At 43.4% G+C, this 25,667-nt stretch carries 26 protein-coding genes; 22 read left to right on the top strand and 4 right to left on the bottom strand.

From position 1 onward, the window contains the following. Positions 1-13 precede the first annotated feature (13 nt). The 6 genes from pheT (at position 14) to O3651_RS05005 (ending at position 6,398) form a co-directional block, all read left to right on the top strand. Positions 14-2,527 carry a phenylalanine--tRNA ligase subunit beta gene (gene pheT / locus O3651_RS05030; RefSeq protein ID WP_371609763.1) on the top strand — a complete coding sequence of 838 codons (2,514 nt, stop codon included), beginning with the start codon at positions 14-16 and terminating at the stop codon, positions 2,525-2,527. Between the two features lie 113 nt (positions 2,528-2,640). Further along, complete coding sequence (locus O3651_RS05025; protein WP_125446443.1) at positions 2,641-3,363, top strand: hypothetical protein; 723 nt, start codon at positions 2,641-2,643, stop codon at positions 3,361-3,363. 26 nt (positions 3,364-3,389) lie between these two features. Beyond that, positions 3,390-3,806, top strand: coding sequence for a YbgA family protein (locus tag O3651_RS05020; protein ID WP_371609762.1), 417 nt, complete (start codon positions 3,390-3,392; stop codon positions 3,804-3,806). A 161-nt stretch (positions 3,807-3,967) separates the two neighbouring features. Beyond that, positions 3,968-4,399 (top strand): SP_0198 family lipoprotein, encoded by a 432-nt coding sequence (locus O3651_RS05015; RefSeq protein WP_371609761.1) that lies wholly within the window; start codon positions 3,968-3,970, stop codon positions 4,397-4,399. Positions 4,400-4,670: 271 nt separating this feature from the next. Continuing rightward, positions 4,671-5,732 carry an ABC transporter permease gene (locus tag O3651_RS05010; RefSeq protein ID WP_371609760.1) on the top strand — a complete coding sequence of 354 codons (1,062 nt, stop codon included), beginning with the start codon at positions 4,671-4,673 and terminating at the stop codon, positions 5,730-5,732. Further along, complete coding sequence (locus O3651_RS05005; RefSeq protein ID WP_371609759.1) at positions 5,733-6,398, top strand: ABC transporter ATP-binding protein; 666 nt, start codon at positions 5,733-5,735, stop codon at positions 6,396-6,398. It begins immediately after the preceding gene. Positions 6,399-6,505: 107 nt separating this feature from the next. On the opposite strand, the gene O3651_RS05000 is transcribed toward O3651_RS05005, so the two are convergent. The 3 genes from O3651_RS05000 to O3651_RS04990 all read right to left on the bottom strand — a co-directional run bounded on the left by O3651_RS05000 (position 6,506) and on the right by O3651_RS04990 (position 8,886). Continuing rightward, positions 6,506-6,691 carry a hypothetical protein gene (locus O3651_RS05000; protein ID WP_371609758.1) on the bottom strand — a complete coding sequence of 62 codons (186 nt, stop codon included), beginning with the start codon at positions 6,689-6,691 and terminating at the stop codon, positions 6,506-6,508. Between the two features lies 1 nt (position 6,692). After that, entirely contained in the window at positions 6,693-8,066 is a 1,374-nt protein-coding gene (mnmE, locus tag O3651_RS04995) for a tRNA uridine-5-carboxymethylaminomethyl(34) synthesis GTPase MnmE (protein ID WP_371609757.1), read from the bottom strand. 205 nt (positions 8,067-8,271) lie between these two features. After that, complete coding sequence (locus tag O3651_RS04990) at positions 8,272-8,886, bottom strand: CD20-like domain-containing protein (protein ID WP_371609756.1); 615 nt, start codon at positions 8,884-8,886, stop codon at positions 8,272-8,274. 229 nt (positions 8,887-9,115) lie between these two features. Here O3651_RS04990 and rpiA point away from each other — a divergent pair, with 229 nt between their 5' ends. The 7 genes from rpiA (at position 9,116) to O3651_RS04955 (ending at position 15,835) form a co-directional block, all read left to right on the top strand. Then, positions 9,116-9,793, top strand: coding sequence for a ribose-5-phosphate isomerase RpiA (gene rpiA, locus O3651_RS04985; protein WP_371609755.1), 678 nt, complete (start codon positions 9,116-9,118; stop codon positions 9,791-9,793). 13 nt (positions 9,794-9,806) lie between these two features. Then, a complete protein-coding gene (locus tag O3651_RS04980; RefSeq protein ID WP_371609754.1) occupies positions 9,807-11,018 on the top strand; it encodes a phosphopentomutase in 1,212 nt (403 codons plus the stop codon). Between the two features lie 25 nt (positions 11,019-11,043). After that, positions 11,044-11,856, top strand: coding sequence for a purine-nucleoside phosphorylase (locus tag O3651_RS04975; protein WP_371609753.1), 813 nt, complete (start codon positions 11,044-11,046; stop codon positions 11,854-11,856). A gap of 2 nt (positions 11,857-11,858) precedes the next feature. After that, the gene (locus tag O3651_RS04970; RefSeq protein ID WP_371609752.1) at positions 11,859-13,142 is read left to right on the top strand and encodes a chloride channel protein; all 1,284 of its coding nucleotides are present in this window, start codon (positions 11,859-11,861) and stop codon (positions 13,140-13,142) included. Positions 13,143-13,624: 482 nt separating this feature from the next. Beyond that, positions 13,625-14,332 carry a purine-nucleoside phosphorylase gene (deoD, locus tag O3651_RS04965; RefSeq protein ID WP_015604594.1) on the top strand — a complete coding sequence of 236 codons (708 nt, stop codon included), beginning with the start codon at positions 13,625-13,627 and terminating at the stop codon, positions 14,330-14,332. Between the two features lie 2 nt (positions 14,333-14,334). Further along, positions 14,335-15,111 (top strand): hypothetical protein, encoded by a 777-nt coding sequence (locus O3651_RS04960; protein WP_371609751.1) that lies wholly within the window; start codon positions 14,335-14,337, stop codon positions 15,109-15,111. Next, the gene (locus O3651_RS04955) at positions 15,104-15,835 is read left to right on the top strand and encodes an NAD-dependent protein deacylase (protein ID WP_371609750.1); all 732 of its coding nucleotides are present in this window, start codon (positions 15,104-15,106) and stop codon (positions 15,833-15,835) included. The genes O3651_RS04960 and O3651_RS04955 overlap by 8 nt, the downstream gene beginning before the upstream one ends. Before the next feature lie 48 nt (positions 15,836-15,883). Here the strand turns inward: O3651_RS04955 and O3651_RS04950 are convergent, their stop codons facing one another. After that, positions 15,884-16,792, bottom strand: a complete 909-nt coding sequence (locus tag O3651_RS04950; RefSeq protein ID WP_005589634.1) for a LysR family transcriptional regulator — start codon at positions 16,790-16,792, stop codon at positions 15,884-15,886. A gap of 110 nt (positions 16,793-16,902) precedes the next feature. Here O3651_RS04950 and O3651_RS04945 point away from each other — a divergent pair, with 110 nt between their 5' ends. The 9 genes from O3651_RS04945 to O3651_RS04905 all read left to right on the top strand — a co-directional run bounded on the left by O3651_RS04945 (position 16,903) and on the right by O3651_RS04905 (position 25,647). Beyond that, positions 16,903-17,718 (top strand): hypothetical protein, encoded by an 816-nt coding sequence (locus O3651_RS04945; protein WP_371609749.1) that lies wholly within the window; start codon positions 16,903-16,905, stop codon positions 17,716-17,718. Between the two features lie 145 nt (positions 17,719-17,863). Beyond that, entirely contained in the window at positions 17,864-18,709 is an 846-nt protein-coding gene (locus tag O3651_RS04940) for a hypothetical protein (RefSeq protein ID WP_371609748.1), read from the top strand. Positions 18,710-18,736: 27 nt separating this feature from the next. Continuing rightward, positions 18,737-19,702 (top strand): hypothetical protein, encoded by a 966-nt coding sequence (locus tag O3651_RS04935; RefSeq protein ID WP_371609747.1) that lies wholly within the window; start codon positions 18,737-18,739, stop codon positions 19,700-19,702. 214 nt (positions 19,703-19,916) lie between these two features. Then, positions 19,917-20,723 carry a dihydroorotate dehydrogenase electron transfer subunit gene (locus tag O3651_RS04930; RefSeq protein WP_371609746.1) on the top strand — a complete coding sequence of 269 codons (807 nt, stop codon included), beginning with the start codon at positions 19,917-19,919 and terminating at the stop codon, positions 20,721-20,723. A gap of 12 nt (positions 20,724-20,735) precedes the next feature. Continuing rightward, on the top strand, positions 20,736-21,674 hold the full coding sequence (locus O3651_RS04925; RefSeq protein WP_371609745.1) for a dihydroorotate dehydrogenase: 939 nt from the start codon (positions 20,736-20,738) through the stop codon (positions 21,672-21,674). Between the two features lie 203 nt (positions 21,675-21,877). Next, positions 21,878-22,570, top strand: a complete 693-nt coding sequence (gene pyrF, locus O3651_RS04920) for an orotidine-5'-phosphate decarboxylase (protein ID WP_371609744.1) — start codon at positions 21,878-21,880, stop codon at positions 22,568-22,570. 47 nt (positions 22,571-22,617) lie between these two features. Then, the gene (gene pyrE, locus O3651_RS04915) at positions 22,618-23,247 is read left to right on the top strand and encodes an orotate phosphoribosyltransferase (protein ID WP_371609743.1); all 630 of its coding nucleotides are present in this window, start codon (positions 22,618-22,620) and stop codon (positions 23,245-23,247) included. Positions 23,248-23,359: 112 nt separating this feature from the next. Next, entirely contained in the window at positions 23,360-24,898 is a 1,539-nt protein-coding gene (locus O3651_RS04910) for a glycosyltransferase family 39 protein (protein WP_371609742.1), read from the top strand. Then, positions 24,895-25,647: a DUF4336 domain-containing protein gene (locus O3651_RS04905; protein WP_371609741.1), complete on the top strand. Its 753-nt coding sequence runs from the start codon at positions 24,895-24,897 to the stop codon at positions 25,645-25,647. The genes O3651_RS04910 and O3651_RS04905 overlap by 4 nt, the downstream gene beginning before the upstream one ends. Positions 25,648-25,667 lie beyond the last annotated feature (20 nt).

Below are 25,667 nucleotides of genomic sequence, written 5' to 3'. Positions count from 1 at the left end.
TATTGGGCTTTTAGTGAAAACAGAAATTTATAGAGAGGAATCAAATACGACCGAAAAGACGAATGGACTGGCTTTGTCTATGAAGTCAGAGTTAGGTCTGGTCGGTCGTAAAATCATACATATGTTAGTTAGTTATAAATGGTTAAAAGAACTGGTTGATTTGGATGTGACGAGTGCCGAGCTGGCTGAGAAAATGTCCACAACTGGTATTGAAGTAGAAGGAGTCAGCTCACCAGCTGAAGGTCTTTCGAAAATTGTTGTCGGAGAGGTTCTGAGCTGTGAGGATGTACCTGAAACTCACCTGCACCTCTGTCAGGTCAATGTCGGAGAAGAGGAGCCTCGTCAGATTGTCTGTGGTGCACCGAATGTTCGTGCGGGTATCAAGGTTATGGTGGCTTTGCCAGGTGCTCGTATTGCGGATAATTATAAGATTAAAAAAGGGAAAATCCGTGGCTTGGAGTCACTGGGCATGATCTGCTCTCTCGGTGAGCTGGGCATTTCGGATTCGGTCGTGCCAAAGGAATTTGCGGATGGTATCCAAATTTTGCCAGATAGTGCTGTACCAGGAGATGAGGTTTTCCCTTATCTAGACTTGGATGATGAAATTATCGAGCTTTCCATCACGCCAAACCGGGCTGATGCTCTGTCTATGCGTGGGGTGGCGCACGAAGTGGCTGCCATCTATGACAAGTCAGTACAGTTCAAAGAATTTCCTTTGACTGAAGGGGATAAAGAGGCTGCGGCTAGCTTGTCTGTTGCCATTGAAAGCGAAAAAGCACCGTTTTATGCAGCTCGTATTTTGGACAATGTGACCATTGCTCCGAGTCCTCAGTGGCTGCAAAATCTCCTCATGAACGAAGGAATTCGTCCGATTAACAATGTAGTGGACGTGACTAACTACATCTTGCTCTACTTTGGTCAGCCAATGCATGCCTTTGATTTGGACACATTTGAGGGTGACCAGATTGTCGTCCGGGAAGCGCGTGCTGGTGAAAAACTGGTGACGCTGGACGGCGAAGAGCGTGAGCTGGAAGTCGGCGATTTAGTTATCACTGTGGCAGATGAGCCAGTAGCCCTTGCTGGTGTCATGGGTGGAGCAGCGACGGAAATCTCAGGCAAGTCGACTCGTGTCGTTCTGGAAGCTGCTGTCTTTGATGGCAAGTCAATCCGTAAGACAAGCAGTCGTCTGGGCTTGCGTTCGGAGTCTTCTTCACGCTTTGAAAAAGGGATTAACCTTGCAACAGTAACTGAAGCTCTAGATGCTGCTGCTAGCATGATTGCTGACTTGGCAGGTGCAACTGTTCATGCTGGTATTGTCCAAGCAGGACAGTTAGATACGACTGACAAGCAGGTTTCGACTAGCCTTTCAGATGTCAACCGAGTTCTGGGAACAGATTTGACTTATGCGGATATTGAAGATATTTTCCGTCGTCTAGGCTTTGGTCTCAGCGGTTCTGCGGACTTCTTCACAGTCAGCGTACCTGCTCGTCGTTGGGATATTCGTATTCCGGCAGATCTTTACGAGGAAATTGCTCGTATTTATGGCTATGACCGCTTGCCAGTTTCCCTGCCTCAAGATGCTGGAACAGCTGGTGAATTGACGGCCACTCAGAAGCTACGTCGCAAGGTTCGGACGGTGGCTGAAGGAGCAGGACTGACCGAGATTATTTCCTATGCCTTGACCACGCCAGAAAAAGCTGTCGAATTTACGCTCAATCCTACAAATCTGACGGAGCTTATGTGGCCTATGACAAGGGAGCGCAGTGTTCTTCGTCAAAATATGCTCTCAGGAATGCTGGATACTGTCAGCTACAATGTTGCTCGTAAAAATAAGGATTTAGCCCTGTATGAAATTGGGAAAATCTTTGAACAAACAGGCAATCCGAAGGAAGAATTGCCTAATGAAATCAATAGTTTTGCCTTTGCCCTAACTGGCTTGGTAAGTGAAAAGGATTTCCAAACGCTAGCGACTCCTGTGGACTTCTTCTACGCTAAGGGAGTGGTTGAAGCGCTCTTTGACCGCCTAGGATTAGCAGCTGATTATCAAGCAACTGACCAGCTCAAGAGTCTGCATCCGGGTCGGACAGCGCTGATTTCGATCAAGGGTCAGCCAGTGGGCTATGTTGGGCAGGTTCATCCAGTGACGGCCAAGGCTTATGACATCCCAGAAACCTATGTGGCTGAGCTCAATCTGACGGCTATTGAGGCGAGTCTTGAGCCAGAACAACCTTTTGAAGAAATCACCAAATTCCCAGCTGTCACTCGTGATGTGGCCTTGTTGCTCAAAGCAGAAATCAGCCACAGACAGGTGGTGGAAGCGATTCAAGCTGCCGGAGTGAAACGTTTGACGGATATCAAGCTCTTCGATATCTTCTCTGGTGAAAAATTAGGTGTTGGCCTCAAGTCTATGGCCTACACACTGACCTTCCAAAATCCAGAAGACAGCCTAACCGATGATGAAGTGGCTAAATACATGGAAAAAATCCAAAAATCCTTGGAAGAAAATGTTGGAGCAGAAGTGCGCTAGTATATACAAAGAGAAGCAGTCCTTTGGGCTGCTTTTGGCTATAAAAGAGCTTTATAAAAGTCTTGATTTATGGTATTCTAGTCCCATAAAGATTTTACAGAAAGAATATTTTAATGGAATATAAAAGAAGTTATGCATCTGAAATTGTAGCTATTATTATTGTTATTATTGGAGCATTTATATTAATTGGAATAATGCAATCACCAAATAGTAGTAGTGGTAACCACAGTGATAGCTTAAAACAGCTAGAATATGAACGAAAAGAAGCAAGGTTGAATGAAAGCTCGATGACGATTGAAAAGGCTAGAACTATGGTTAAATCAACTTATGCACCTGAGAATGAAACACCAGAAGAAGAGCAAAAAAGACTGCAAGCTTTTGTAGAGACCTATAATAAACAATTAGAGTCCGAACAAGCTTCTATCCGAAGAGAAAAGGAATCTGAGCAAGAAATTCTCAATCAAAATAATGAATATGTGGGCCCAATTCTAATTGGTGCAGGTGTTATAGTTACTATTTTAGGTGTTTCGGCTTATAAGAAAGCTCATGAGCCTGCAGCTTTTACCATTTCTGATGATAAGATTGATGTTAAACCCTCTGTTTTCCAAGATATAAATCACATTGATTTAACAAATATTAAGCAAATCGAGTATGAAATTAGACGTGCTTATTCTAAAAATTCGAGATCAACTTATCGCATACTTTATTTTAAAGACGAAGAAGGAAAAATACTGGAAGAGATTGACTTGAATGATCTTGTTGATGCTGATTTCAATACGATTTATAAAGAAATCAGTAAACGAGCTCCGCATATCGAATGGATTTTTCCGGAATAAAAGGAAAGATTGTAGGAAAAGTAATTATGGAAAATTTGAACCAAATCTCCCAATGTCAGACTCTTTGGGCTAGAAATAAATATCTAGTGCTCAGTCATTCCAGTAATATTTATCTGGAAATCCGTCAGTATCTGAAAAGTGACTTGGTGGAAGCAACACATGTCCAAGACTTGATTGATCAGGCGGTAGCCCTGCCTGAAAACCGAGGTCAGGTCTGCAATGCCTTTCAGCATGTTTGGGGCTATTTTAAGAAAAAAGCCAGCCCAGCTGAAAAAGAAAATTTTATGCTTCTTTTAGAGCCATACCAAGTAGGTCAGGTGGAGCAGGAGGTTTTGGTAGAAGCTGTGAAAGATTTGCTTAGAAAGTACCCCAATCCCTATCTGCAACAGTCGACCTTGATATTTGGGGATGATGCAGAAGGCTCGTCCATCAAGGATGACTAGCTTTGATCCTCTAGAAGAAGCAATAGATTTTACATCTCCAGTCAAGTAAGGCTGGGGAATTTTTTATTTTTAGATAAAAAAATGCTATATGATTGACAAATAAAACAGACAATTGTAGAATATAATTATAAACTACAAATGTAGAAAAAGGAGGAAACACTATGACTATTTCGAAAAAAGCCTTTACTGGAATCTTATCATTAACAGTCGCAGTTTTATTGGCTGCTTGCTCAAGCAATGCTAATCAGGGAGGAAATGCTAACTCATCACAAAATACCCAAAGCCAAACATCACAGCCTGCGCAAGAACAGACTTCTTCATCCAATGCAGGCCAGACCAGCAATCTAAACGGACGCTACCAAGCAACTGACCATGATGGAGACCAGCATGTCCTAGAAATCAATGGTTCGACTGGTACTTGGACTGAGACCGAGGTCGATGGCAGTAAGGAAATCAAACAGGTACAAGTAGATACAGCGAAGCAGAGACTATTTGTCGGTGACGATGTCAAAAGCTATCGTCAAAATGGCAATCAGCTGATTGTGGACAAACTGGATGATGATCCAGATACTCTGACCTTTAGCAAGCAATAAGGCGATTTTCAATCTGCTCTGGGAAAGAGAAAGTGCAGGTCAGATAGCGGTCGAAACCTAGAGAAAAGAAACAAGGCAAGCTTCGGTATATGAACTGAAGCCCTTGTTTCTTTTTATTTTATGAATTTCTTTCAAGGCATGTTTCTTACTTAGGGAATCGCTATACGACTTAGTGATTTTCGTGTGAATCTAGTTACCATTAGTCTCATATGTTTTTCTAGCTTGCTTCTTTATGATATAATGATCTTTAATATCTCAAAGGAGGACAGCTTTGTTTTTAGCTTTTAAAGAGATAATCTACAGCCGTGGACGCTATCGTTTAGTGGTTGCTGTGGTCTTTCTCATTACTTATATGGTTTTCTTTTTGTCTAGTCTTTCTGTCGGTTTGGCTAGGCTCAATCGCTTGGCTCTGGACCAATGGCAGGCTGAATCAATCGTCCTGTCAGAGTATGCCAATAAGAATCTGGTTGCTTCGACTCTCAAGGAAGAGGAGTATAGTAGCCTGCTTCAAGGGGACTCAATTGCGGCTTTAGGACAAATGGCAGCAGTGGCCAATTATGAAGATGGGACGGATAAACTCAATGCTCAAGTTTTTGGTCTTTCTTGGGATAGTTTTCTGGCACCAGAGGTTATTGAGGGACGCTCTGTTGAGAATGCTCATGAAGTCATTGCAGATAAGCGTCTGCAACAAAAAGGTGTGAAACTGGGCGACCAGCTCCAGCTCAATGGTAGTGAGCGCGTTTATCAAGTTGTTGGCTTCACGGTGGATAATAGCTTCTTAACTCAGCCAGTTGTCTTTATGGCGCTAGAGGATTTCAGAGAATTAAAGTACGGCTCTAGTCAGGTTAAGAATATCAGCGCACTTGTGGTCAAAGATAGTCAAAAAATTGAAGAAACTGGGCTTAGTCAGCTCTCTATGAGTGATTTTATAGAAAATATCCCTGGTTATCAGCCTCAGGTACTGACTTTTTCCTTTATGATTGGGGCCATGGTTCTGATTACCTTTTTAGTATTGGGGATTTTCATGTATATCATCACCATTCAGAAGACTCAACTTTACGGTATTATGCGTGCCCAAGGGATTGCCAGTGGGAAGATTATTGCTTCTATTTTCTGGCAGATTTTCATCCTGTCTACGCTGGGACTCAGCTTAGCTGTCTTGGCTCTTTTGGGAACCCAGCTAGTCTTGCCGGCTTCTATGCCTTTTTATAGTGACTGGCGAGCTTATGCTGGATTGATTGTCTTGATTGTTTTCATGTCACTGGCTGGCGGACTCTTGTCCATTCATCGGGTTCTGAAAATTGACCCTATCACAGCGATCGGAGGTGAGTAAATGCCAATCATAGAACTAAAAGGTGTTACAAAAGAATATGGTCAAGGGCATACGCTGGTCCAAGCTTTGAAACCAACGGATTTCCGCTTGGAAGCTGGGCAGTTTGTAGCTATTATTGGGCCGTCAGGATCAGGGAAAACAACCTTTCTGACCCTGCTGGGCCATTTGCAAACTCCCTCAAAAGGTCAGATTCTCCTGCATGGGAAAGATACCTCCCAGCTCAAGGAAAAGGAACGAGCAGCCCTGCGTTTCAATGATTTCGGCTTCATTTTGCAGGCTTCCAATCTCATTCCGTTTCTGAAAATCGAAGACCAGTTTCAGCTGATTGACCGCTTATCTAAAAAGGAAAGAACAAATCTGGACAGTCTGATTGAGCTGCTAGATCTAAAAGACACGCTTAAGCAGTATCCCAAAGAATTGTCCGGTGGGGAACGGCAGCGGGCTGCTATCGCCAGAGCGCTTTACAATAGCCCTGATATTATCTTGGCTGATGAGCCGACAGCTAGTCTAGATACGGAGCGGGCTAAGCGCGTGGTTCATCTGCTCAAAGAAGTGACCCAGAAATTCAACAAGAGCGTGGTCATGATTACCCATGATACCCGCCTGCTGGACGAGGTTGACAAGGTTTATGAGATGCAAGACGGAGTGCTGACTCAAGTCCGATAAAGATGTAGCCAAACAGAAAAATAGTTTGGGACAAGGAGAGTGCCACGATTCATGATCAGGCAAATTCTCAGCTAGATTGAATAGACAAATAAACACGGTTCTATTTTTCAAGAACCGTGTTTCGTTTTCTTCGCTTTTTGGTGATTTTCAGGATTTATTTTGGTAGTGCGGGCTTTGTGGAGGAGAACCTCCAACCAGCTACGTTGCTGGATGCGTTCTCTGATATGTCCGTGCTTTCGACTTTCTAGGTATTCGCCTAGATTTTTTGCTTTTAAAAACTCTGTGATTCCCATATTATTTTCCTAGGCAGAATTGGCTGAAGAGTTGGGTGATGAGCTCGTCTGGTGCAGCGTCACCAGTGATTTCACCAAGGATTTCCCAAGTACGAGTCAAATCGACCTGGAGGAGATCCACTGGCATGCCTAATTCCAGTCCCTGATTGACGGCTTGCAGGCTTTCGACAGCCTTTTCGATGAGAGAGATGTGGCGAGCATTGGACAGATAGGTGGCGTCTTGCTCGACAATGCCAGCATTTTCAAAGAAGAGCTGATTGATACGATCCTCGATTTTATCAATATTTTGGTTGTGGAGGACGGAAATCTTGATAGCATCTGCTGGTAGCTGGTTTAGTTCAATCTTCTCTTCAAGGTCAGTCTTATTCAGCAGGACGATGCGATTGCTGTCTTGGCTGATTTCAAGCAATTGTTTGTCTTGGTCAGTTAGTTGCTCGCTGGCATTGAGAACCAAGAGAACCAAGTCAGCTTCCTGCAAGGCTTTTTTAGAGCGCTCAACGCCAATCTGCTCTACAAGATCATCCGTTTCCCGAATCCCTGCGGTATCAATAAGCTTGAGCGGTACGCCGTTAATATTGACATACTCCTCGATCACATCACGAGTTGTCCCCTCGATATCGGTCACAATAGCCTTGTCCTCGCGCAGAAGGTTGTTGAGTAGGCTGGATTTGCCGACATTAGGCCGTCCGATGATAGCAGTCGAAATTCCTTCGCGCAGAATCTTGCCTCGTCGCGCAGTTTTGAGGAGATGGGTCAGAAGTTGCTCAAATTCTAGCGTTTTTTCACGAATGATTTCCGTCGTTGCTTCCTCAACATCGTCGTACTCAGGATAGTCGATGTTGACCTCGACCTGAGCCAGTGTGTTGAGAATTTCCTGACGGGTGCTATTGATAAGGTCGGAAAGAGAGCCGTCCAGCTGCTTGACAGCATTGTTCATGGCTTTATCTGTCTTGGCGCGGATGATGTCCATAACGGCCTCAGCCTGAGTCAAATCTACGCGCCCATTGAGAAAGGCCCGCTTGGTAAACTCGCCAGGCTCTGCCATTCTAGCCCCTTCTCGGATAGCCAGCTGTAGGATTTCATTAGTCACCGCAATCCCGCCGTGGGTGTTGATCTCGATGATATCCTCGCGGGTGAAAGTCTTGGGAGAGCGCATAGCGCCGACCATGACCTCATCCAGAATCTCCAGATTTTGAGGGTCGATGATATGACCGTAGTTGAGTGTGTGGCTGGCAACTTTGTCTAGGTCCTTGCCTTTAAAGATTTTTTTGGCAATAGCAAAGCTGTCAGTCCCGCTTAGTCTGACGATACCGATGGCTCCTTCCCCAAGAGGGGTCGAAATGGCAGCGATGGTATCAAATTCTCGTGTTATCATGTATATCCTTTCTGGAAATCTATTTTGCAAGTATCCGCCCAAAATTATTCAAGACTTTCTGAGACTTTTACATCATTTTGTCCTTGCTTTGCATTAATTGGTATAGTGGTATTTAAATCCTTGTGTCTTAGTAAAATGCGACTGACGGCTAGAGTTCTTTCAAATATTGGTAGAATATAAACAGCTGTCGGGTAGGAAATTTATTTTATTCTAAACCTGTTCCTATCTTGCTAGTCAGTAGGAAAGAACCGTCTTCATTTTTTGAAAAAGTTAGGATGACGGCTTGATATTTGCTTCCTTCTGGTAAGTAGGTGATGGTTTTTAATTCAGAGCCGCTGACAGTGGAAGTGGTTTCGTCAGTTGGTTTGCCGTGGTCGCGAATGACGTCGTCGTATTTTGTTCCACCTGCACCTCTTTTCAAAATATCGCCCTCTTTGAGTGCATCAAATTCTGCTTTTGTCCATGTAAACTTCGTACTTTCTTCTTCTTCTTTTTCTATTTTTCTTTCTGACGAATCAAAATAGGAACTATAAGAGTTTGTCAGAGCATCAAGTCCTTTTCCCACTTCATTGAACATACGGGAATAGAATGATAGAGTGACCAGTGCGATAATTAAGGAGAAAAAGGAAATAACAGAGCCAATAATGGCCAAAGTTTTCGGTTTCTTTTGGTTAATAATGAGACCGATAATAGCCAGGATAAGAGCAATGGTACCGATAAAAAAAGATAGATAATTGATGATTGGTATCCAGGAGCCAAGTAAAGCGATTGCTCCAAAGACAATGGCTAAAATACCTAGAACTTTATTTTCTTGCTGCATAATAACAACCTCCTCAGATTTTCTATAGCTTACTACTTGAAATATGTATTTCTTTTAGTAATTTGCCTATCTTCATTGTAGCGTAAAATAGAACTAGGAGCAAGATTTTAAGGAGATTTTCGTGAAATGGAGCACCATTAAAATGTGAAGAACCGTTTAAAGAACTGAAAACACTTTCAAATTTCAAAGAATTGTGATATACTAAACATAGTTGATTTGAGGAGGTGCTATGGAAACTCTAAAGAAACTAGCAGGCATCAAGGCTGCTGAATTTGTCGAAGACGGGATGGTGGTCGGTCTGGGAACAGGTTCGACTGCTTACTATTTTGTCGAGGAAATTGGTCGACGTATCAAAGAGGAAGGCTTGCAGATTACTGCAGTCACAACCTCTAGCGTGACCAGCAAGCAAGCAGAAGGCTTGGGCATTCCGCTGAAATCCATTGATGAAGTGGATCAGGTCGATGTGACCGTTGATGGAGCTGATGAAGTGGATCCTCAGTTCAACGGCATCAAAGGCGGAGGCGGGGCCCTGTTGATGGAGAAAGTTGTCGCGACACCTTCCAAGGACTACATCTGGGTGGTCGATGAGAGCAAATTGGTTCAAAAGCTAGGTGCTTTCAAGCTGCCAGTCGAAGTAGTGCAGTATGGTGCGGAGCAAGTTTTCCGTCGTTTTGTAGAGGCAGGCTACAAGCCAAGTTTCCGTGAAAAAAATGGCCAACGTTTTATCACGGATATGCAGAACTTCATTATTGATCTAGATCTAGGTATAATCGAAAATCCAGTCGAATTTGGCCGAGAATTAGATCATATCGTGGGCGTTGTTGAGCACGGCCTTTTCACCAAAATGGTCAACAAGGTGATCGTCGCTGGTCAAGGTGGCGTGAACATTTTAGAAACAGACAACTAGAAAAGAGGTTTTCATGTCAAAATTTAATCGTATTCACTTAGTCGTTATGGACTCAGTCGGTATTGGGGCAGCACCAGATGCTAACAATTTTGTTAATGCAGGGGTGCCAGATGGAGCTTCCGATACTCTGGGACATATTTCCAAAGCAGTCGGCCTAGAAGTGCCAAATATGGCTAAGCTGGGCTTGGGCAATATCGAGCGTGAGCAAGCCTTGAAAACTGTACCAGCTGAGGACAATCCAAGTGGTTACTATACTAAATTAGAAGAAGTTTCTTTAGGTAAAGATACGATGACAGGTCACTGGGAAATCATGGGTCTGAACATTACTGAGCCTTTTGATACTTTCTGGAATGGCTTCCCAGAGGAAATCTTGACTAAAATTGAAGAATTTTCTGGTCGCAAAGTTATTCGTGAGGCTAACAAACCTTATTCTGGCACGGCAGTTATTGACGACTTCGGGCCTCGTCAGATGGAAACTGGCGAATTGATTATCTATACTTCTGCAGATCCAGTACTTCAAATCGCAGCTCATGAGGAGATAATTCCTTTAGATGAGCTCTATCGTATCTGCGAATACGCTCGCTCTATTACCTTGGAACGCCCTGCGCTTTTGGGCCGTATCATCGCTCGCCCTTATGTAGGTACGCCAGGCAACTTCACTCGTACAGCCAATCGCCATGACTATGCAGTTTCTCCATTTGAGCCAACTGTTTTGGACAAGCTCAATGAAGCTGGCATTGATACTTATTCAGTTGGTAAGATTAACGACATATTCAATGGTGCAGGTATCAACCACGACATGGGACACAACCAGTCCAATAATCATGGTGTAGACAATCTGATCAAGGCTATCCAGTCTGAGGATTTCAAGCATGGCTTCTCATTTACCAACTTGGTAGACTTCGATGCTCTTTATGGTCACCGTCGTGATCCGCATGGCTATCGTGATTGTCTGCAGGAGTTTGACGCTCGCTTGCTAGAAATCATTGAAAACATGCGTGAAGACGACTTGCTCATGATTACCGCTGACCATGGTAATGACCCGACCTATGCCGGAACCGACCACACTCGTGAGTACATTCCGCTCTTGGTCTTTGGTAAATCCCTCAAGGGGAATGGTCACTTGCCTGTCGGACATTTTGCGGACATTTCAGCAACCATCGCTGACAACTTCTGTGTGGATAAGGCCATGATTGGTGAAAGCTTCTTGGACAAATTGGTATAAGCATAAAGAGTGAGGGAAATATTTTATGACAACATTATCTGAGAAAACCAAAGCAACGGCAGCCTTTCTGAAAGAAAAAGGCATGACGGAACCTGAGTTTGGTCTGATTTTGGGATCTGGTTTGGGAGAGTTGGCGTCTGAAATTGAAAATGCCGTTAGTCTTGACTATGCGGACATTCCAAACTGGGGCCGCTCAACTGTCGTTGGGCACGCTGGTAAATTAGTCTATGGAGATTTGGCAGGGCGCAAAGTCTTGGCACTGCAAGGTCGTTTCCATTTCTACGAAGGAAATCCTCTCGAAGTTGTTACTTTCCCGGTGCGCGTGATGAAGGCTCTTGGTGCGACAGGTGTTATTGTGACAAATGCTGCCGGTGGTATTGGATATGGTCCTGGTACTTTGATGGCTATTTCAGACCATATCAACATGACGGGTCAAAATCCTTTGATCGGTGAAAACTTGGATGAATTTGGTCCACGTTTCCCTGATATGTCTAAATCTTACACTCCAGAATACCGTGCAACTGCTCATCAAGTCGCTGATAAGCTTGGTATTAAGCTGGATGATGGTGTCTATATCGGTGTTACCGGTCCAACTTACGAAACGCCAGCAGAAATCCGTGCTTATAAGACACTCGGAGCAGATGCAGTTGGCATGTCTACTGTTCCAGAAGTCATCGTGGCTGCCCACTCAGGCTTGAAAGTCCTCGGAATTTCATGCATTACAAACTTTGCTGCTGGTTTCCAAGAAGAGCTTAATCACGAGGAAGTGGTTGAAGTAACAGAACGTGTCAAAGGTGATTTCAAACGACTACTTAAAGCGATTCTTGCTGAATTGTAATTATGCTAAAAGAATTGAAGAGTATTTTTCAGAGGATCCCTTATAATCTTAAGTTACTCCTAGCAGTGATTCTGCAAGGAATAGTTTCGGGTTTATCTGGTATATTTCTCCATTATCTTTTAGAGATGGTAGAGGAGCTAGCTTTTGGTCAGTCAGAACATAAAACTGGATTCTTGACAGATGGAGTTTCCTCGTCACGGATAGGACTAAATTTAATAATTGTGGGCGTCAGCTCGTCCTTTGTCTGGTATTTATTGCAAAAGAAAACAAAGATTTTTTCCATCAAAGCGCAGTTGAAGGATGAGACTGCACAATACAAGCTTCATTTTTTAAAACAGCTATTTCACTCAACTTGGCAGATTATTGCAGTTGGAGGAGGAGCACCTATTGGTAAAGAAGCTGCACCGCGGGAGATTGGTGCTCTATTTGCAGGACCAATAGGAAAAATATGCTTTCTCTCTACGAAGGATCGGATCTTTCTCATTGCTTGTGGTTCAGGAGCTGGCTTAGCGGCTGTCTATCAGGTTCCATTAACAAGTGTTTTTTTCGTTTTTGAAACCCTCGGGATTGCTTTATCCCTCAAACGATTTTTCTTGGTCGGTTTGACTACCTACGTGTCTACCTATACAGCAGGCCTAGTTATTTCAAATCATGCTCTCTACCAGATTCCATCCATCACATGGTCACTAAGGGAAATGTGGATTATCCCCTTATTACTTCTTTTTCTAACGCCTCTGGCTTGGCTTTTTGGTTGCCTAAACAAAGAAGCATCTTCAAATAGAATAAAAGATAAACGGATACTCCTCACTCTACCCTTAGCTTTTCTTTTCCTTGTTGGTCTGGTAAGTCATTTGCCACATCTACTTGGAAATGGGCGCATGATGGCTCAGGAAATTTTAAATGGTAGCAGTGGTGAGACAGTGCTTCTCATGTTTTTCCTAAAAGCAGTGGTCGTTCTTATTATCCTTTGGGCAGGGGCCTATGGTGGTACTCTTACGCCATCTTTTGCCTTGGGGATGGCTGGAGCTGCTCTCTTGGGCATGATTCTAGGTGATGGCAACCAGCCATTCATCTTACTTTTAGGTTCGGTTTGCTTTTTGTCTGTGACCTTGAGGGCTCCCTTGTCTGCAACCGGATTAGTAATAGGATTTACTGGTCTGGGTTTAGATTCTCTTCCTTATCTATTAGTAACGGCTTTCTTAGCTCATGAATTTGCAAAAGCGTTAGACCGTTTTCCTTGGGCTAACCTATTACGGCGAAAGTTAAAGAATAGAGCAATAAGGTAGGGAACGACAGTTTCTTCTGGTCAGGGCTTTAACTTAGAAGATAGAAAATACTATCAATTTATCAATAACTGTTTGAAACAAAGAAAAGAAGACTCATCGGGGTCTTGATTGAGTCTGATTTTGCCTAACTATATAAAATTTAAAAAAGAAAAGTAGAGTGAGGTGTTCAGATGTGAACACGAGCGGGAAACTTTTCTAAAAACACAGAAAGGAAGGGCGTCTGAGTTTAAATTGAACTCGGGCTAGAGGCTTTGTAAAAAAGATAAATCCTCCTAGATGCCTTGCATCTTTGTCGGATTTCCTATTTTTGATTGGTTCTCTATCGCTATCCTGAATCTTAAAAAAAGAAAGGTAGAGCGTGTGTTCAAATTTGAACACGAGCGGAAAACTCGGAAAATAGATAATCTGACTGAGAAATCAGGATTTCTCGTCAGATTCCTAATTTTCAGTCGTTTTCTTGTCGCTCTTTGTATCATAAAATTATGTCTATCCATATTGCTGCTAAACAAGGTGAGATTGCTGATAAAATTCTCTTGCCGGGTGATCCGCTTCGTGCTAAGTTTATTGCGGAAAATTTCCTAGAAGATGCCGTTTGCTTTAACGAAGTGCGGAACATGTTCGGCTACACTGGTACCTATAAGGGTCAGCGGGTTTCTGTCATGGGAACGGGCATGGGAATGCCGTCAATCTCTATCTATGCGCGTGAGTTGATTGTGGACTACGGTGTGAAAAAGCTAATTCGTGTGGGAACGGCTGGTTCCCTCAATGCAGATGTTCACGTTCGTGAATTGGTTCTAGCTCAAGCGGCTGCGACTAACTCAAACATTATCCGCAATGACTGGCCTCAGTACGATTTTCCGCAGATTGCCAGCTTTGACTTGCTGGACAAGGCTTATCATATCGCTAAAGATCTGGGCATGACGACCCATGTCGGAAATGTTTTGTCGTCAGATGTTTTCTATTCGAACTATTTTGAGAAAAATATCGAGCTAGGCAAATGGGGTGTGAAAGCTGTTGAAATGGAAGCTGCAGCCCTTTACTATCTGGCTGCCCAGCACCAAGTAGATGCGCTTGCCATCATGACTATTTCTGATAGCTTGGTCAATCCTGACGAAGATACGACAGCAGAGGAACGGCAAAATACCTTCACTGATATGATGAAGGTTGGTTTGGAAACCTTGATTGATTAAGCATGAATCTAGATTTAAAAGAGGAAATTCTCTTTGCGATTTCCCGTTATGACTATGCTTATGCCTATAAACTGGCGCAGAAATTGATGGGAAGTTCCTCGATTGTAACCAGCCTATTGGCTATTCTGGCAGAGCGAAGAGAGCTCAATATTCTGCCAGCCATGGATGAAGAGTTGAAGACTGCCTTGCAGACGCAAAGCGGTTTTCAGCTTTTTTGTCATACCGATTTGGCTGACGAGCAGCTAGCCAATTATCTCTACGATTTGGAAGCCAAGCTGCGCAACGAGCAGATTATTGACTTCGTTCGAGCGGTCAGCCCAGCGATTTATCGGATTTTCATGCGCTTGATCAAGCTGGAAATTCCTGATATTGACCACTTTATCCATAATTCTCGTGAAGCCAGCTATGACCGCTGGAAGTTTGAACGGATGCGGGAGTCGGATTATGCTGCCTTACAGGTCTTTCATGCGGAAAGCACGGTCAATTCATCCAGTCTGACAGAGCTGATTTTGCATTTGGATCTGCCGGAGTCTGTCAAGGAAGAGGTCAGACAGCTGAGGGAATTGGAGAAGTCAGTCCGAAATCCGCTGGCTCATCTGATTAAGCCCTTTGATGAGGCAGAATTATATCGGACAACCGGTTTTTCATCCCAGCATTTTATGGATATTTTGGTGGACTTGGCACGATTTACAGGGATTGTCTACGATCGGGAACATTTTTATTTTGATGAGGCAAACCGCTTGGTTAGAGCTTTATTGACAGGAGAGGAAAATGGATAAAATACAGCAGTTGCAAGACATGATTGACCAAAGTCAGAATATCGTCTTTTTCGGTGGGGCGGGCGTCTCGACCGAGTCCAATATCCCTGACTTTCGCAGTTCGGATGGGATTTATAGTGTCAAGTTGGGTCGGCATTTTACAGCAGAGCAGCTAGTTTCGCATACCATGTTTGAGCGCTATCCACAGGAGTTTTTTGACTTTTACAAGAAATACCTTCTCTATCCAGATGCCAAGCCCAATGCGGCTCATGCCTATCTGGCTCATCTGGAGAAGACCGGCAAGCTCAAGGCTGTGGTGACGCAAAATATTGATAGCCTGCACGAAATGGCTGGCTCAAAAAATGTCCTCAAGCTGCACGGCAGTGCGGATAGAAATTTTTGTTTAGGCTGTCAGCGCTTTTATGATTTGGAGGCTTTTCTTGCTCTGCCTGGAACAGTGCCCTACTGCCCTGACTGCGGCGGCATGATCAAGCCAGATGTGACTCTCTATGAAGAGTCCTTGGATATGGAGACTTTCCAGCAAGCTGCCCAGGCCATTTATCAAGCCGACCTGCTGATCATCGGAGGTACCTCCTTGGTCGTCTATCCCGCAGCCAGTCTCATCCAGTACTTTGCTGGCAAGTATCTGGTCGTTATCAACAAGACCAGCATTCCACAGGACAAGCAAGCTGACCTCGTCATCGAAGGCAAGATTGGGGAAGTTTTGGGCAAATTACGACAATAAAAAGAACACCTGGTGTGAGCATTCGATGCTTGTTTCAGGTGTTTTACTTTATTTATCAAACTGTACTTCCTCAATCAGATACTCGATAAAGCGCTCGCCCATCTTGGACAGGCTGGCTTTTTCGTGCTGGATATAGACCAGCTCGATTGGGTCATCGATATCCAGAGGGATGGAGACGATATTGTCTCCGTTGAGGTTGCTGTTGAGAATACCGGTCGCAATCGTGTAGCCGTCCAGACCGATCAAAAGATTAAAGAGGGTTGCACGGTCGCTGACTACGATAGATTTTTTATGGTGCTCCTGAGAGAGAATTTCCTCAGAAAAGTAGAAGGAATTGTGAGTCCCTTGGTCATAGCTGAGATAAGGGAAATCTTCCAAGTCCGACAGTTGTACCAGCTTTTTCTTGGCCAGCGGATTGGACTTGCTGACAAAGATATGGGGCTGTGCTGTGAAGAGATGAGTCGCAATCAGATGGCTATCATCCAGCATTTTAGAGAGGACATCACGGTTGTAGCTGTTGAGAAAGAGGACACCGATCTCGCTGCGGAAGTTTTTCACGTCGTCAATAATTTCCCAAGTCCGAGTTTCCCGCAGAAAGAGCTCGTATTTCTCCATGTCGCTTTTTTTAAGCAGGGAGACAAAGGCATTGACTACAAAGGCATAGTGCTGGGCAGAGACGCTAAAAAGCTCGCGGTGAGCGACAGGATTTTTGTATCGCTCTTCTAAAAGCTGAGTCTGCTCCACCACTTGGCGAGCATAGGAAAGAAACTCCATGCCGTCCTTAGTCAAGGTGATTCCTTTGGGATTACGAATGAAAATCTCGATGCCCATTTCATTTTCCAAATCTCGCACAGCGTTGGACAAGCTAGGCTGGGTGATAAAAAGTTGCTTGGCAGCCTCATTCATGCTGCCTGTCTCGACGATTTTAATAATGTAGTGTAATTGTTGAATTCTCATAGGTCTATTTTATCACAAACTGGGGATTTTTTCCTGATAAATCAGAAGTTTAGAAAATGTTTGCTTGCTAAAGTTTCCTATGCTAAAATGAAGGAAATAAGGAGGGCGATATGGCCAAAGAGGATGACTATAAAAATCGTTCGGTAGGACTACCCATCACTATTTTTATAGTATTTTTGACAATTTGCTTAATGATTCCACTTGGGAAGGTGATGATCATGTGGGGAGGTCAAGCTGTTTATAAGGATTTGGAGCGAAAGAGTATGTCCTCGTCTGTCTATCAAAAGTCATCAGAGGAGCTTCTGTTAGAGGAGAAAGTTGTTGATAGAGAAAACTCTCGTTTTACATGGACAACTGATGACATCGTCAATCTGCAAATAAAGGATACTGCAGCTGGTCAAAACGGAGCTTCTCTGAATCAAATCCTTGAAAAGCATGGCAAGGCTTCAAGCTTTTTTTATACTGAGAGCAATGGAAATATTGAATTAAACTATACAAGTGAGATTATTCAAGGCCATCATAGTAGTTTAAGGTTAACATTTGAAAAAGATGGAGCAGGCTATCATCTAATTAGAAAGAGCGCGAATATTCTTGATGAGGCCTATCCAACTTTGCCTCAGGGAGATAGTCCCCATCTCTGGACAAAGGATGAAATTGCAGGTTTACAAGTTCGTGACGAGAGTACAGGCAATCCTGGCATGTCCTATGAAGAAATCATTCAATTATTTGGTCTACCTAGAGAATCAGAAGTTGTTATTTCTCACTTGGATGCGGCTGATAGGCAGCATATTGGCTTGGAACTCCAATACTTAACTTCAGATGAAAGATATAATAATGAATGGGTTCATTTAATCTTTCATCGTCAAGAAGATGGCGTCTTTCGGTTGACGACAGTTACTAGTCATATCGATAGAATAGAAAGATAGGGAGACTGATGGTCTCCTTAGGTAACCAAAGCAAGCAGAAAAGACGGGGAATTTGGGCTTTCTTCTGTATAAACAGACTGAAGTACATTTTGCAATCTTAACCTATTCATGATATGATAAGTTTTTAGACTGATAAGGAGCAGTGATGAAGAGACAAGAAGATTCGTTTGAAGATATTGCTTTTGAGCTAGAAAAGGAAACCCATAAGTCTAAGTTTTTGCCGTTCATGGTAGTAGCTATTGTTGTATTTTCTATCATTGGAACAGTTTTTTTGACACTTTCTCTATCAGGAAAAAGCAAAGCCAAGCAGATGCCAACTCCGTCTAGCCAGATTAGTTCGTCATCAAATAGTTTGGAAGATGAGAAAGCTGAAGCAGAACAATTCGCTAAAAGTCTTATCGTTTCTCCAGAAAAAAGCGGTCCCTTTCTTTGGACAGTTGAAAAGGCAGTCGCGCTTCCCATGAACAAATACAAGGGCGGAGCCGTCTTGAAAGATGTTTTAAAGGAATTTGGGAAACCAGTTCAAGGTGGGGCCTGGATTGATTTTTTGCCAAATCATAAAGTTCAAAAACATATTCGCCTTATCTGGAAATCGAAAAATGGTAGTATGGGCTATGTATCTTTAACCTTTGCTCAATTTGATGGTGTCTATAAGCTCATTTCAAAATACCATTTTAGCCTTTCAAGTGATAAAATTCAGGTGGATAACAATCCTAAAAGATCCTTTTTATGGACGCAAGCATACATCGATAGTCTTGTTATTGGTGCTAGAGAAGGAACGGACAAGGGTACACCATATGATGAGATTGTTTTAAAAGTTGGCTTACCTCTACATCAGACGATTTCTGGAGACGACAATCAGCTGAAGATGCGGGTTGATTATGTTAATCCGCATTCTTGGCAAAATCCAGAACAATTGAAAAGAGTTCATTTAGAATTCTACAAGCAAGAAGATGGAAGATGGCGTTTGGTGTCTAAAGAAAGTGAGTAAACTAAATCGATAAGAAAGAGGAGGAAAATGAGGAGAAGTAGCAAGAAAAAACGTAATCTTCATTCGTTTAGAGAGATCAAAAGAGACCTTTATCGTCAACAAAAGCTAAAACGAGAAGAGCTCAGAATGATGACGATGAAGGAGGAGAAAAAAAGAATTAGCTTGGCTTTTACCCTTCTTTGTTTGGCAATCTCTTTTGCTTTGTTCTTTGGCTTCTATTATTTATCGCAACAGGTTCCTAATAAAGCTGAATTGAAGTACAAATATGACGATAGAGCCTCGTCAGTTAGTGGAGATAGCTCGGCTAGTCAGCAAAATGATGATGAATCAAAATTGACCCAAGAACAAAAGGAACTGAAAAAGAAAATTGTTGAGGAAGATGAAGAGAAGTTTGCTTTTAATTGGACATTGGATAATTTTGTAGAGCTCAAGGTGGAAAATGGGGGGACTAATAGTCCAACTTTAGAAGAGGTCATTGCGAAATACGGTAAGGGTTCAGCTGTGAGTTTTGCTACAAAAGGATTGACACTAACTTATAAGACAAGAATTATATATGTTCCGAGATATGGCTCATCGGGACATCCTCAGGAAATCAATTTGGTTTTTTATGACCCTGATTCGAATGGCAAGAACTATTATTTGATAAGTAAAAGTGCAGTATATTTAGATGACAGTAACTATCCTTCAGCGACGAAAGACGAATTTGTCTTTAAGTGGAAGCCAGAAGATATGGATACATTAATAGTAGGTGATAGCCAGCATGGCAAAGGCGGGATGACCTATCAAGAGGTTATTGAGCGTTTTGGCCTTCCTTCAGAACTTAATATTTATGGAAGTGGCATGAGCGATAGCCCCTTATCACTACGGGCCAATTATAGAAACTTTAGAAATATAGAACGAAAATATGATTCAGTAACCTTGATTTTCAAGCGGCAGGAAGATGGCAGTTTTTATCTGGCAAATGCAAATAGTGAATTTGACAAGAGCTGGTAAGACTGTGATTTCTTAGAGAACATTTGAAAATTCTAATATTTTTTATGCCTTGACATTCCTCATCTCTAACGATATAATGTTTACAATTTAACCTTTAAACAAGTCCAGTGAGGCTGCAAGGTAGGGAAAACGGTATAAGGGGCAATTTGACTGCCTCGTTTTTTGCAAAACCTTGCTGTGGCGAGGTTTTTTTCTTGTAGAAAGTGAGGTTGTCATGGTTAGTGACAGTTGTAAAAAGAGATTTGGCAAGATTATGCTGGAGCAGATGGAGCTGCTGGAGCAAGTAGAAATTGCGCCTCAGATTTTTTCGATGCGCCTGAGAGGCCAGATGGTGAGTCAGATGCAGGTTGGGCAATTCCTGCATATCCGAGTGCCAGATGATAGCAAGCTGCTGCGGCGGCCGATTTCCATATCGGAGATTGATCGGGAGCAGCAAATCTGCCGACTTATTTATCGGGTCGAAGGTGGCGGGACGGCCATTTTCTCTCAGCTTCCTGTTGGTAGCTATCTTGATGTCATGGGGCCTCAGGGAAATGGCTTTGATTTGTCTCCGGTAGAAAAGGGCGACAAGGTCTTGATCATTGGTGGTGGTATCGGTGTGCCTCCTCTCTTACAAACGGCCAAAGAACTGCATGCTAAGGGTGCCCACGTTACAGCAGTATTAGGCTTTGCCAATCAATCTGCGGTTATTTTGGAAGAAGAATTTCGTGAGTGCAGTCAGTTGTTTATCACTACAGATGATGGCAGTTATGGTCAAAAGGGCTATGTATCAACGATTGTCGATGAGTTGACAGATGAGTTTGCTGCGGTCTATTCTTGTGGTGCGCCCGGTATGCTCCAGTATGTGGATCGGAAATTTCACGATCATCCCCATGCCTATCTATCGATGGAGTCTCGGATGGCTTGTGGAATGGGCGCCTGCTATGCCTGCGTCGTTCATGTAGCAGGTCAGGATGAAGCGGTCAATAAGCGGGTTTGTGAAGACGGTCCAGTTTTTGAGACTGGGACTATCGTGCTTTAGGAGGATAAGGAAATGACTGAAAATCGTTTGAAACTTTCTCTGCCAGGCTTAGAGCTGAAAAATCCAATCATTCCAGCATCAGGCTGTTTTGGCTTCGGTCAGGAGTATGCCAAATACTATGACTTGGATCTACTGGGCTCTATCATGATCAAGGCGACGACGCAAGATTCCCGCTTTGGCAATCCAACGCCCCGTGTGGCTGAAACGCCAGCTGGCATGCTCAATGCTATCGGCCTCCAAAATCCAGGTGTCGATGCCGTTTTGGCTGAAAAACTTCCTTGGTTGGCTCAGCACTATCCAGATTTGCCGATTATTGCCAATGTGGCTGGTTTTTCCAATGAAGAATATGCTTATGTATCTGGGAAAATTTCCCAAGCTCCCAATGTCAAAGCGATTGAGCTCAATATTTCCTGCCCCAATGTGGATCATGGCAATGCGGGTCTTTTAATCGGGCAAGTCCCTGAGCTCGCCTATGAAGCGGTAAAAGCAGCAGTTGCTGCCTCCCAAGTCCCAGTCTATGTCAAATTGACCCCTAGTGTAGCAGATATTACCCAAGTAGCCAAGGCGGCAGAAGATGCGGGCGCGAGCGGACTGACCATGATCAATACCCTGGTGGGAATGCGTTTCGATCTGAAAACGAAGCGGCCGATCATTGCTAATGGAACGGGTGGCATGTCTGGTCCAGCTGTCTTTCCTGTAGCACTCAAGCTGATTCGTCAGGTCGCTCAATTCACCAAACTACCAATCATTGGCATGGGGGGAGTTGACTCGGCAGAGGCAGCGCTGGAGATGTTTATCGCTGGCGCATCAGCTATCGGCGTCGGAACAGCGAATTTTACCGACCCTTATGCCTGTCCTAACATTATAGAAAAGCTTCCGCAAGTCATGGATAAATACGGCATTGAAAGCTTAGAAAGCTTGAGAAAAGAAGTCAGAGAAAATTTACTTTAAGCTTGATTTTCTCTTGACAAACTTCCCAGTAAATTATAGAATGTTTAAGATAAAACCTTTAAAGAAGTCCAGAGAGGCTCTAAGGCACATACGTTTAAAATGGCAGATTTTGCCACATTTTCGTGTAACCTTGCTCTCGGGCAAGGTTTTTTCTATGATTGTAATCATCTTTACAGTAAGTAAAAAGCAAGGAGAAAAACTGCATGCGTGAAGAACGTCCTATTATTGCCCTAGACTTTCCATCTTTTGATGATGTCAAAAACTTTCTGGAGCATTTTCCTGAAGATGAAAAGCTGTACGTCAAAATCGGCATGGAATTCTTTTATGCCATTGGTCCAGAAATTGTGCATTATCTGAAAGGCTTGGGACATAGTATTTTCCTTGATTTGAAATTGCACGACATCCCTAATACCGTGCGTTCAGCTATGTCTGTTTTGGGAACATTTGGCATTGATATGGTGACGGTTCACGCAGCTGGCGGCGTTGAGATGATGCGGGAGGCCAAAAAAGTTCTCGGTGACAATGCGAAGCTAGTAGCGGTGACCCAGTTGACTTCGACCAGTGAAAAAGACATGCGCGACTGCCAAAATATCCAAACAACCGTGCAAGAATCCGTTGTAAATTATGCCCGCAAGGCTAAGGAAGCTGGGCTGGATGGGGTTGTTTGTTCAGCCTTGGAAGTTGAGCTGATCAAGGAAGCTACGGCGGACGATTTTCTTTGCGTGACGCCGGGTATTCGGCCAGCAGGTGCTGAAATTGGTGACCAAAAGCGGGTCATGACACCGCAGGAAGCCCACCAAATTGGCAGCAATTATATTGTAGTTGGTCGCCCGATTATTCAGGCTGAGAATCCTTGGGATGCTTATCACGAAATTAAGAAACAGTGGAATAGCTAAATAAGAATTTTAAATGAAACGAATAACAGATGTATAAGGAGTGAAAAATGACTTTAGCCAACGATATTGCATGCGACTTGTTAAAAATCAAAGCGGTTTACTTGAAACCGGAGGAGCCTTTTACTTGGGCTTCTGGGATTAAATCACCGATTTACACAGATAACCGAGTGACTTTGGCCTACCCAGAGACTCGGACTTTGATCGAAAATGGCTTTGTCGAAAAAATTCGTGCTGAATTTCCTGATGTGGAAGTGATTGCGGGGACAGCAACGGCGGGTATTCCTCACGGTGCTATCATTGCCGACAAGATGAATCTGCCTTTTGCTTATATCCGCAGTAAACCAAAAGATCACGGGGCGGGCAATCAGATTGAAGGCCGGGTAGCTCCTGGTCAAAAGATGGTTGTGATTGAAGATTTGATTTCCACTGGCGGCTCTGTCTTGGATGCTATTGCGGCAGCCAAGCGTGAAGGAGCAGATGTAATCGGTGCTGCAGCTATCTTCACCTACGAATTGCCAAAGGCGGATAAGAACTTTGCGGATGCAGGCGTGAAGTTGGTGACTTTATCAAACTACACAGAACTTATCCACTTGGCTGAGCAAGAAGGCTACATCAATGCAGAAGGATTGACTTTGCTGAAGAAGTTTAAAGACGATCAAGAAAACTGGCAAAATTAAGAAGGTACGAGGAGGCGGGACTAGCATGTTCCTGTCTCCTTTTTAGGATTTACTTGGCCTATGCTCACTTTTTAAAATAGCAAAAAGTGCCTGATTTTGTTATAATAAAGCCATGTCTAAGATTTATCATATCACTTTTTTGATTCTACAAAAAATCATGCTGGTATTGAGTCTTCATTGGCTGTTTACAGCTATTTTTCATGTGTCGCAGTTGAGTAGCTTGGCTCTGATTTTGTTTGGAGTCTTGGCGATCTTAGCGAATCGCTATCGGTTTCAGCTTAAAAAGTCTTATCATTTTTTGATGAGGCACAAGCTGGCCATTGCTTTAGCAGCTCTCCTTTTTCAGCTCATCATGCTCCTATCGGCTGAGCTTTTGATTCGACGGGATGCAGCGGTGGTTTTCACAGGGGCTTTTAAGTACCTGAAGGAGTCCTCTATTTCCAGCTACCTGACGCGCAATCCTAATAATCTGCCCCTCTTTCTCTATGAGCGTTTCTTCTTTAATCTCTTTGGCGAAGCAGCTCTTTGGATCATGCAGGGACTCAATCTTTTTTACGTCAATATTGCGACTTGGATCCTCTACAAAGGCTGTCAGCGATACTTTTCGCAGGCTACAGCAGATGCGGTTTTTATCCTTTATGTGGCTTTGGTCGGATTTTCGCCTTACTACATGTCCATGTACACAGACATTCCCCCCTTGCCTTTGATTAGTTTGCAGATTTTTCTGGCTCTGAGTCTGTTGGAAAATAAGGGGAATAGTCGCCAAATCATTTCTAGAAGCTTTTTATTAGGAATTCTGACCAGTCTTGCCTTTTTGATTCGTCCGACAGTGATGATTCTGCTGATTGCTGTTTTTGGAGTTTTGTTTTTGAGACAGAACTGGAAAAAGTTTTTCTTGACTGCTGCAGTCTTTACTTTAAGCTTTTCAGCAGGCTACCTTCCCCTTCATTATGGCCTAGCTCATCAGACCGAAGTGCCGATCATCCAAGGTGAAGGACTGGCCAAAGGGCCATTGCTTTTCATCAATCTGGGCCTAACCAATATCGGTCACGATCAGGAAGACATGAAGGAAGGGCTCTTGCAATACGTGGAACCCGACAAGCGGGCTGACTACAATAACGGCATGTTTGCAAGGGAAAATGTCATCAAAGAAATCAAGCGCCGTCTGAAAGAATACACCCCATTGACCTTTCTACAACACCTGTATTATAAACACTCTTTGACGGTTGCTGAAGGGAACTTGGGTTGGCTCTATCGCAGTGTTGAAAATGAAAAAACACCCTATATTTCACCGCTTTATGAGTTCACAAAAGACAATGCATTCGCCCAGTTTATCCGTGACTTTTTCCTCAATTCTGATAAGGATAGTTTTCGATTTTATTCGCTGCTCAAGCAGGCAGTTTGGATTGTCATGGCTTTGGGGCTGGTCTTTGCCCTCTGGAAATACCGACCAAACGATTCCTTGAATTTCTTGATCTTGTCAGTCTTTGGTGGTCTTCTCTTTTTGCAAATTTTCGAAGGAGGCAAGACCCGTTATCTGATTCAGTTTTTGCCACAGATTCTGATTCTATCCGCCCTAGGATTAGCCCAGTATCCTCAAGCTCTAGGGAAGTTTCGCTTTTGGACTAGAAAGAAGGAGTCTTTGAAATGATAAGACCTGTTCCTATCTATGAACCGCTTTATAGCTTGAAGCCTATTGCTGAAAATATCTGGATTGTCGACGGCGATTTGATTGAGATGGACGCGGTGCTGACAAAGTTGCCCTTTTCAACCCGTATGACTGTCATCAAGTTAGCAAATGGCCAGCTCTGGTGTCATTCACCAATCCAGCCAAATCAAGCCTTGTTTGACCAGTTGGACACTTTGGGACCAGTCGCACACCTCGTTTCACCTAATAAGATTCACTATGCCTATATAGCTGACTGGAAGAAGCGTTATCCTGAGGCAATTGCTTGGTCTAGCCCAGGAGTTGAGGAGAGAGCAGCCAAGCAGAAAATACCAGTTTCTTTTGATGAAAAGCTGGCGGATGAGGCTCCTGAAGCTTGGGCAGACCAGATAGATCAGTTAGTTTTCAAGGGAAGTTCTTATATTGAGGAAGTTGTCTTTTTTCATAGGGACAGTCAAACCCTGATTTTGACAGATTTGATAGAGAATTTTGAAACAGACCGTTTTCCAAGTCCACTTCGCAGTAAGTTTTATAAACTAGTTCGAGTTGCAGCTCCGGATGGGCAGACGCCTATTGACTACCGTATGACCTTTATCGGTCATCAAAAAGAAGCCAAGGGGTGCTTGGAGCGGATGTTAGCTTGGCAAGCAAAAAAAATTATCCTAGCCCATGGTTCTTGTTTTCTGGAAAATGGCACCACAGAACTAAGAAGAGCGCTTAGGTGGATTAGGTAAGAGAATTTTAGCGTAGGAAA

It is taken from the genome of Streptococcus sp. 27098_8_73 (assembly GCF_041432495.1).
In the GTDB taxonomy this organism is placed as follows: Bacteria; Bacillota; Bacilli; order Lactobacillales; family Streptococcaceae; genus Streptococcus.
This window is presented reverse-complemented; position numbering and strand designations above follow the sequence as displayed.

Bases quoted from the DNA above. Each gene is read 5' to 3' on its own strand.
- O3651_RS05025 (WP_125446443.1), top strand. From the start codon at position 2,641: ATGGAATATAAAAGAAGTTATGCATCTGAAATTGTAGCTATTATTATT.
- O3651_RS05020 (WP_371609762.1), top strand. From the start codon at position 3,390: ATGGAAAATTTGAACCAAATCTCCCAATGTCAGACTCTTTGGGCTAGA.
- O3651_RS05015 (WP_371609761.1), top strand. From the start codon at position 3,968: ATGACTATTTCGAAAAAAGCCTTTACTGGAATCTTATCATTAACAGTC.
- O3651_RS05005 (WP_371609759.1), top strand. From the start codon at position 5,733: ATGCCAATCATAGAACTAAAAGGTGTTACAAAAGAATATGGTCAAGGG.
- O3651_RS05000 (WP_371609758.1), bottom strand. From the start codon at position 6,691: ATGGGAATCACAGAGTTTTTAAAAGCAAAAAATCTAGGCGAATACCTA.
- mnmE (WP_371609757.1), bottom strand. From the start codon at position 8,066: ATGATAACACGAGAATTTGATACCATCGCTGCCATTTCGACCCCTCTT.
- O3651_RS04990 (WP_371609756.1), bottom strand. From the start codon at position 8,886: ATGCAGCAAGAAAATAAAGTTCTAGGTATTTTAGCCATTGTCTTTGGA.
- rpiA (WP_371609755.1), top strand. From the start codon at position 9,116: ATGGAAACTCTAAAGAAACTAGCAGGCATCAAGGCTGCTGAATTTGTC.
- O3651_RS04980 (WP_371609754.1), top strand. From the start codon at position 9,807: ATGTCAAAATTTAATCGTATTCACTTAGTCGTTATGGACTCAGTCGGT.
- O3651_RS04975 (WP_371609753.1), top strand. From the start codon at position 11,044: ATGACAACATTATCTGAGAAAACCAAAGCAACGGCAGCCTTTCTGAAA.
- O3651_RS04970 (WP_371609752.1), top strand. From the start codon at position 11,859: ATGCTAAAAGAATTGAAGAGTATTTTTCAGAGGATCCCTTATAATCTT.
- deoD (WP_015604594.1), top strand. From the start codon at position 13,625: ATGTCTATCCATATTGCTGCTAAACAAGGTGAGATTGCTGATAAAATT.
- O3651_RS04960 (WP_371609751.1), top strand. From the start codon at position 14,335: ATGAATCTAGATTTAAAAGAGGAAATTCTCTTTGCGATTTCCCGTTAT.
- O3651_RS04955 (WP_371609750.1), top strand. From the start codon at position 15,104: ATGGATAAAATACAGCAGTTGCAAGACATGATTGACCAAAGTCAGAAT.
- O3651_RS04950 (WP_005589634.1), bottom strand. From the start codon at position 16,792: ATGAGAATTCAACAATTACACTACATTATTAAAATCGTCGAGACAGGC.
- O3651_RS04945 (WP_371609749.1), top strand. From the start codon at position 16,903: ATGGCCAAAGAGGATGACTATAAAAATCGTTCGGTAGGACTACCCATC.
- O3651_RS04940 (WP_371609748.1), top strand. From the start codon at position 17,864: ATGAAGAGACAAGAAGATTCGTTTGAAGATATTGCTTTTGAGCTAGAA.
- O3651_RS04935 (WP_371609747.1), top strand. From the start codon at position 18,737: ATGAGGAGAAGTAGCAAGAAAAAACGTAATCTTCATTCGTTTAGAGAG.
- O3651_RS04930 (WP_371609746.1), top strand. From the start codon at position 19,917: ATGGTTAGTGACAGTTGTAAAAAGAGATTTGGCAAGATTATGCTGGAG.
- O3651_RS04925 (WP_371609745.1), top strand. From the start codon at position 20,736: ATGACTGAAAATCGTTTGAAACTTTCTCTGCCAGGCTTAGAGCTGAAA.
- pyrF (WP_371609744.1), top strand. From the start codon at position 21,878: ATGCGTGAAGAACGTCCTATTATTGCCCTAGACTTTCCATCTTTTGAT.
- pyrE (WP_371609743.1), top strand. From the start codon at position 22,618: ATGACTTTAGCCAACGATATTGCATGCGACTTGTTAAAAATCAAAGCG.
- O3651_RS04910 (WP_371609742.1), top strand. From the start codon at position 23,360: ATGTCTAAGATTTATCATATCACTTTTTTGATTCTACAAAAAATCATG.
- O3651_RS04905 (WP_371609741.1), top strand. From the start codon at position 24,895: ATGATAAGACCTGTTCCTATCTATGAACCGCTTTATAGCTTGAAGCCT.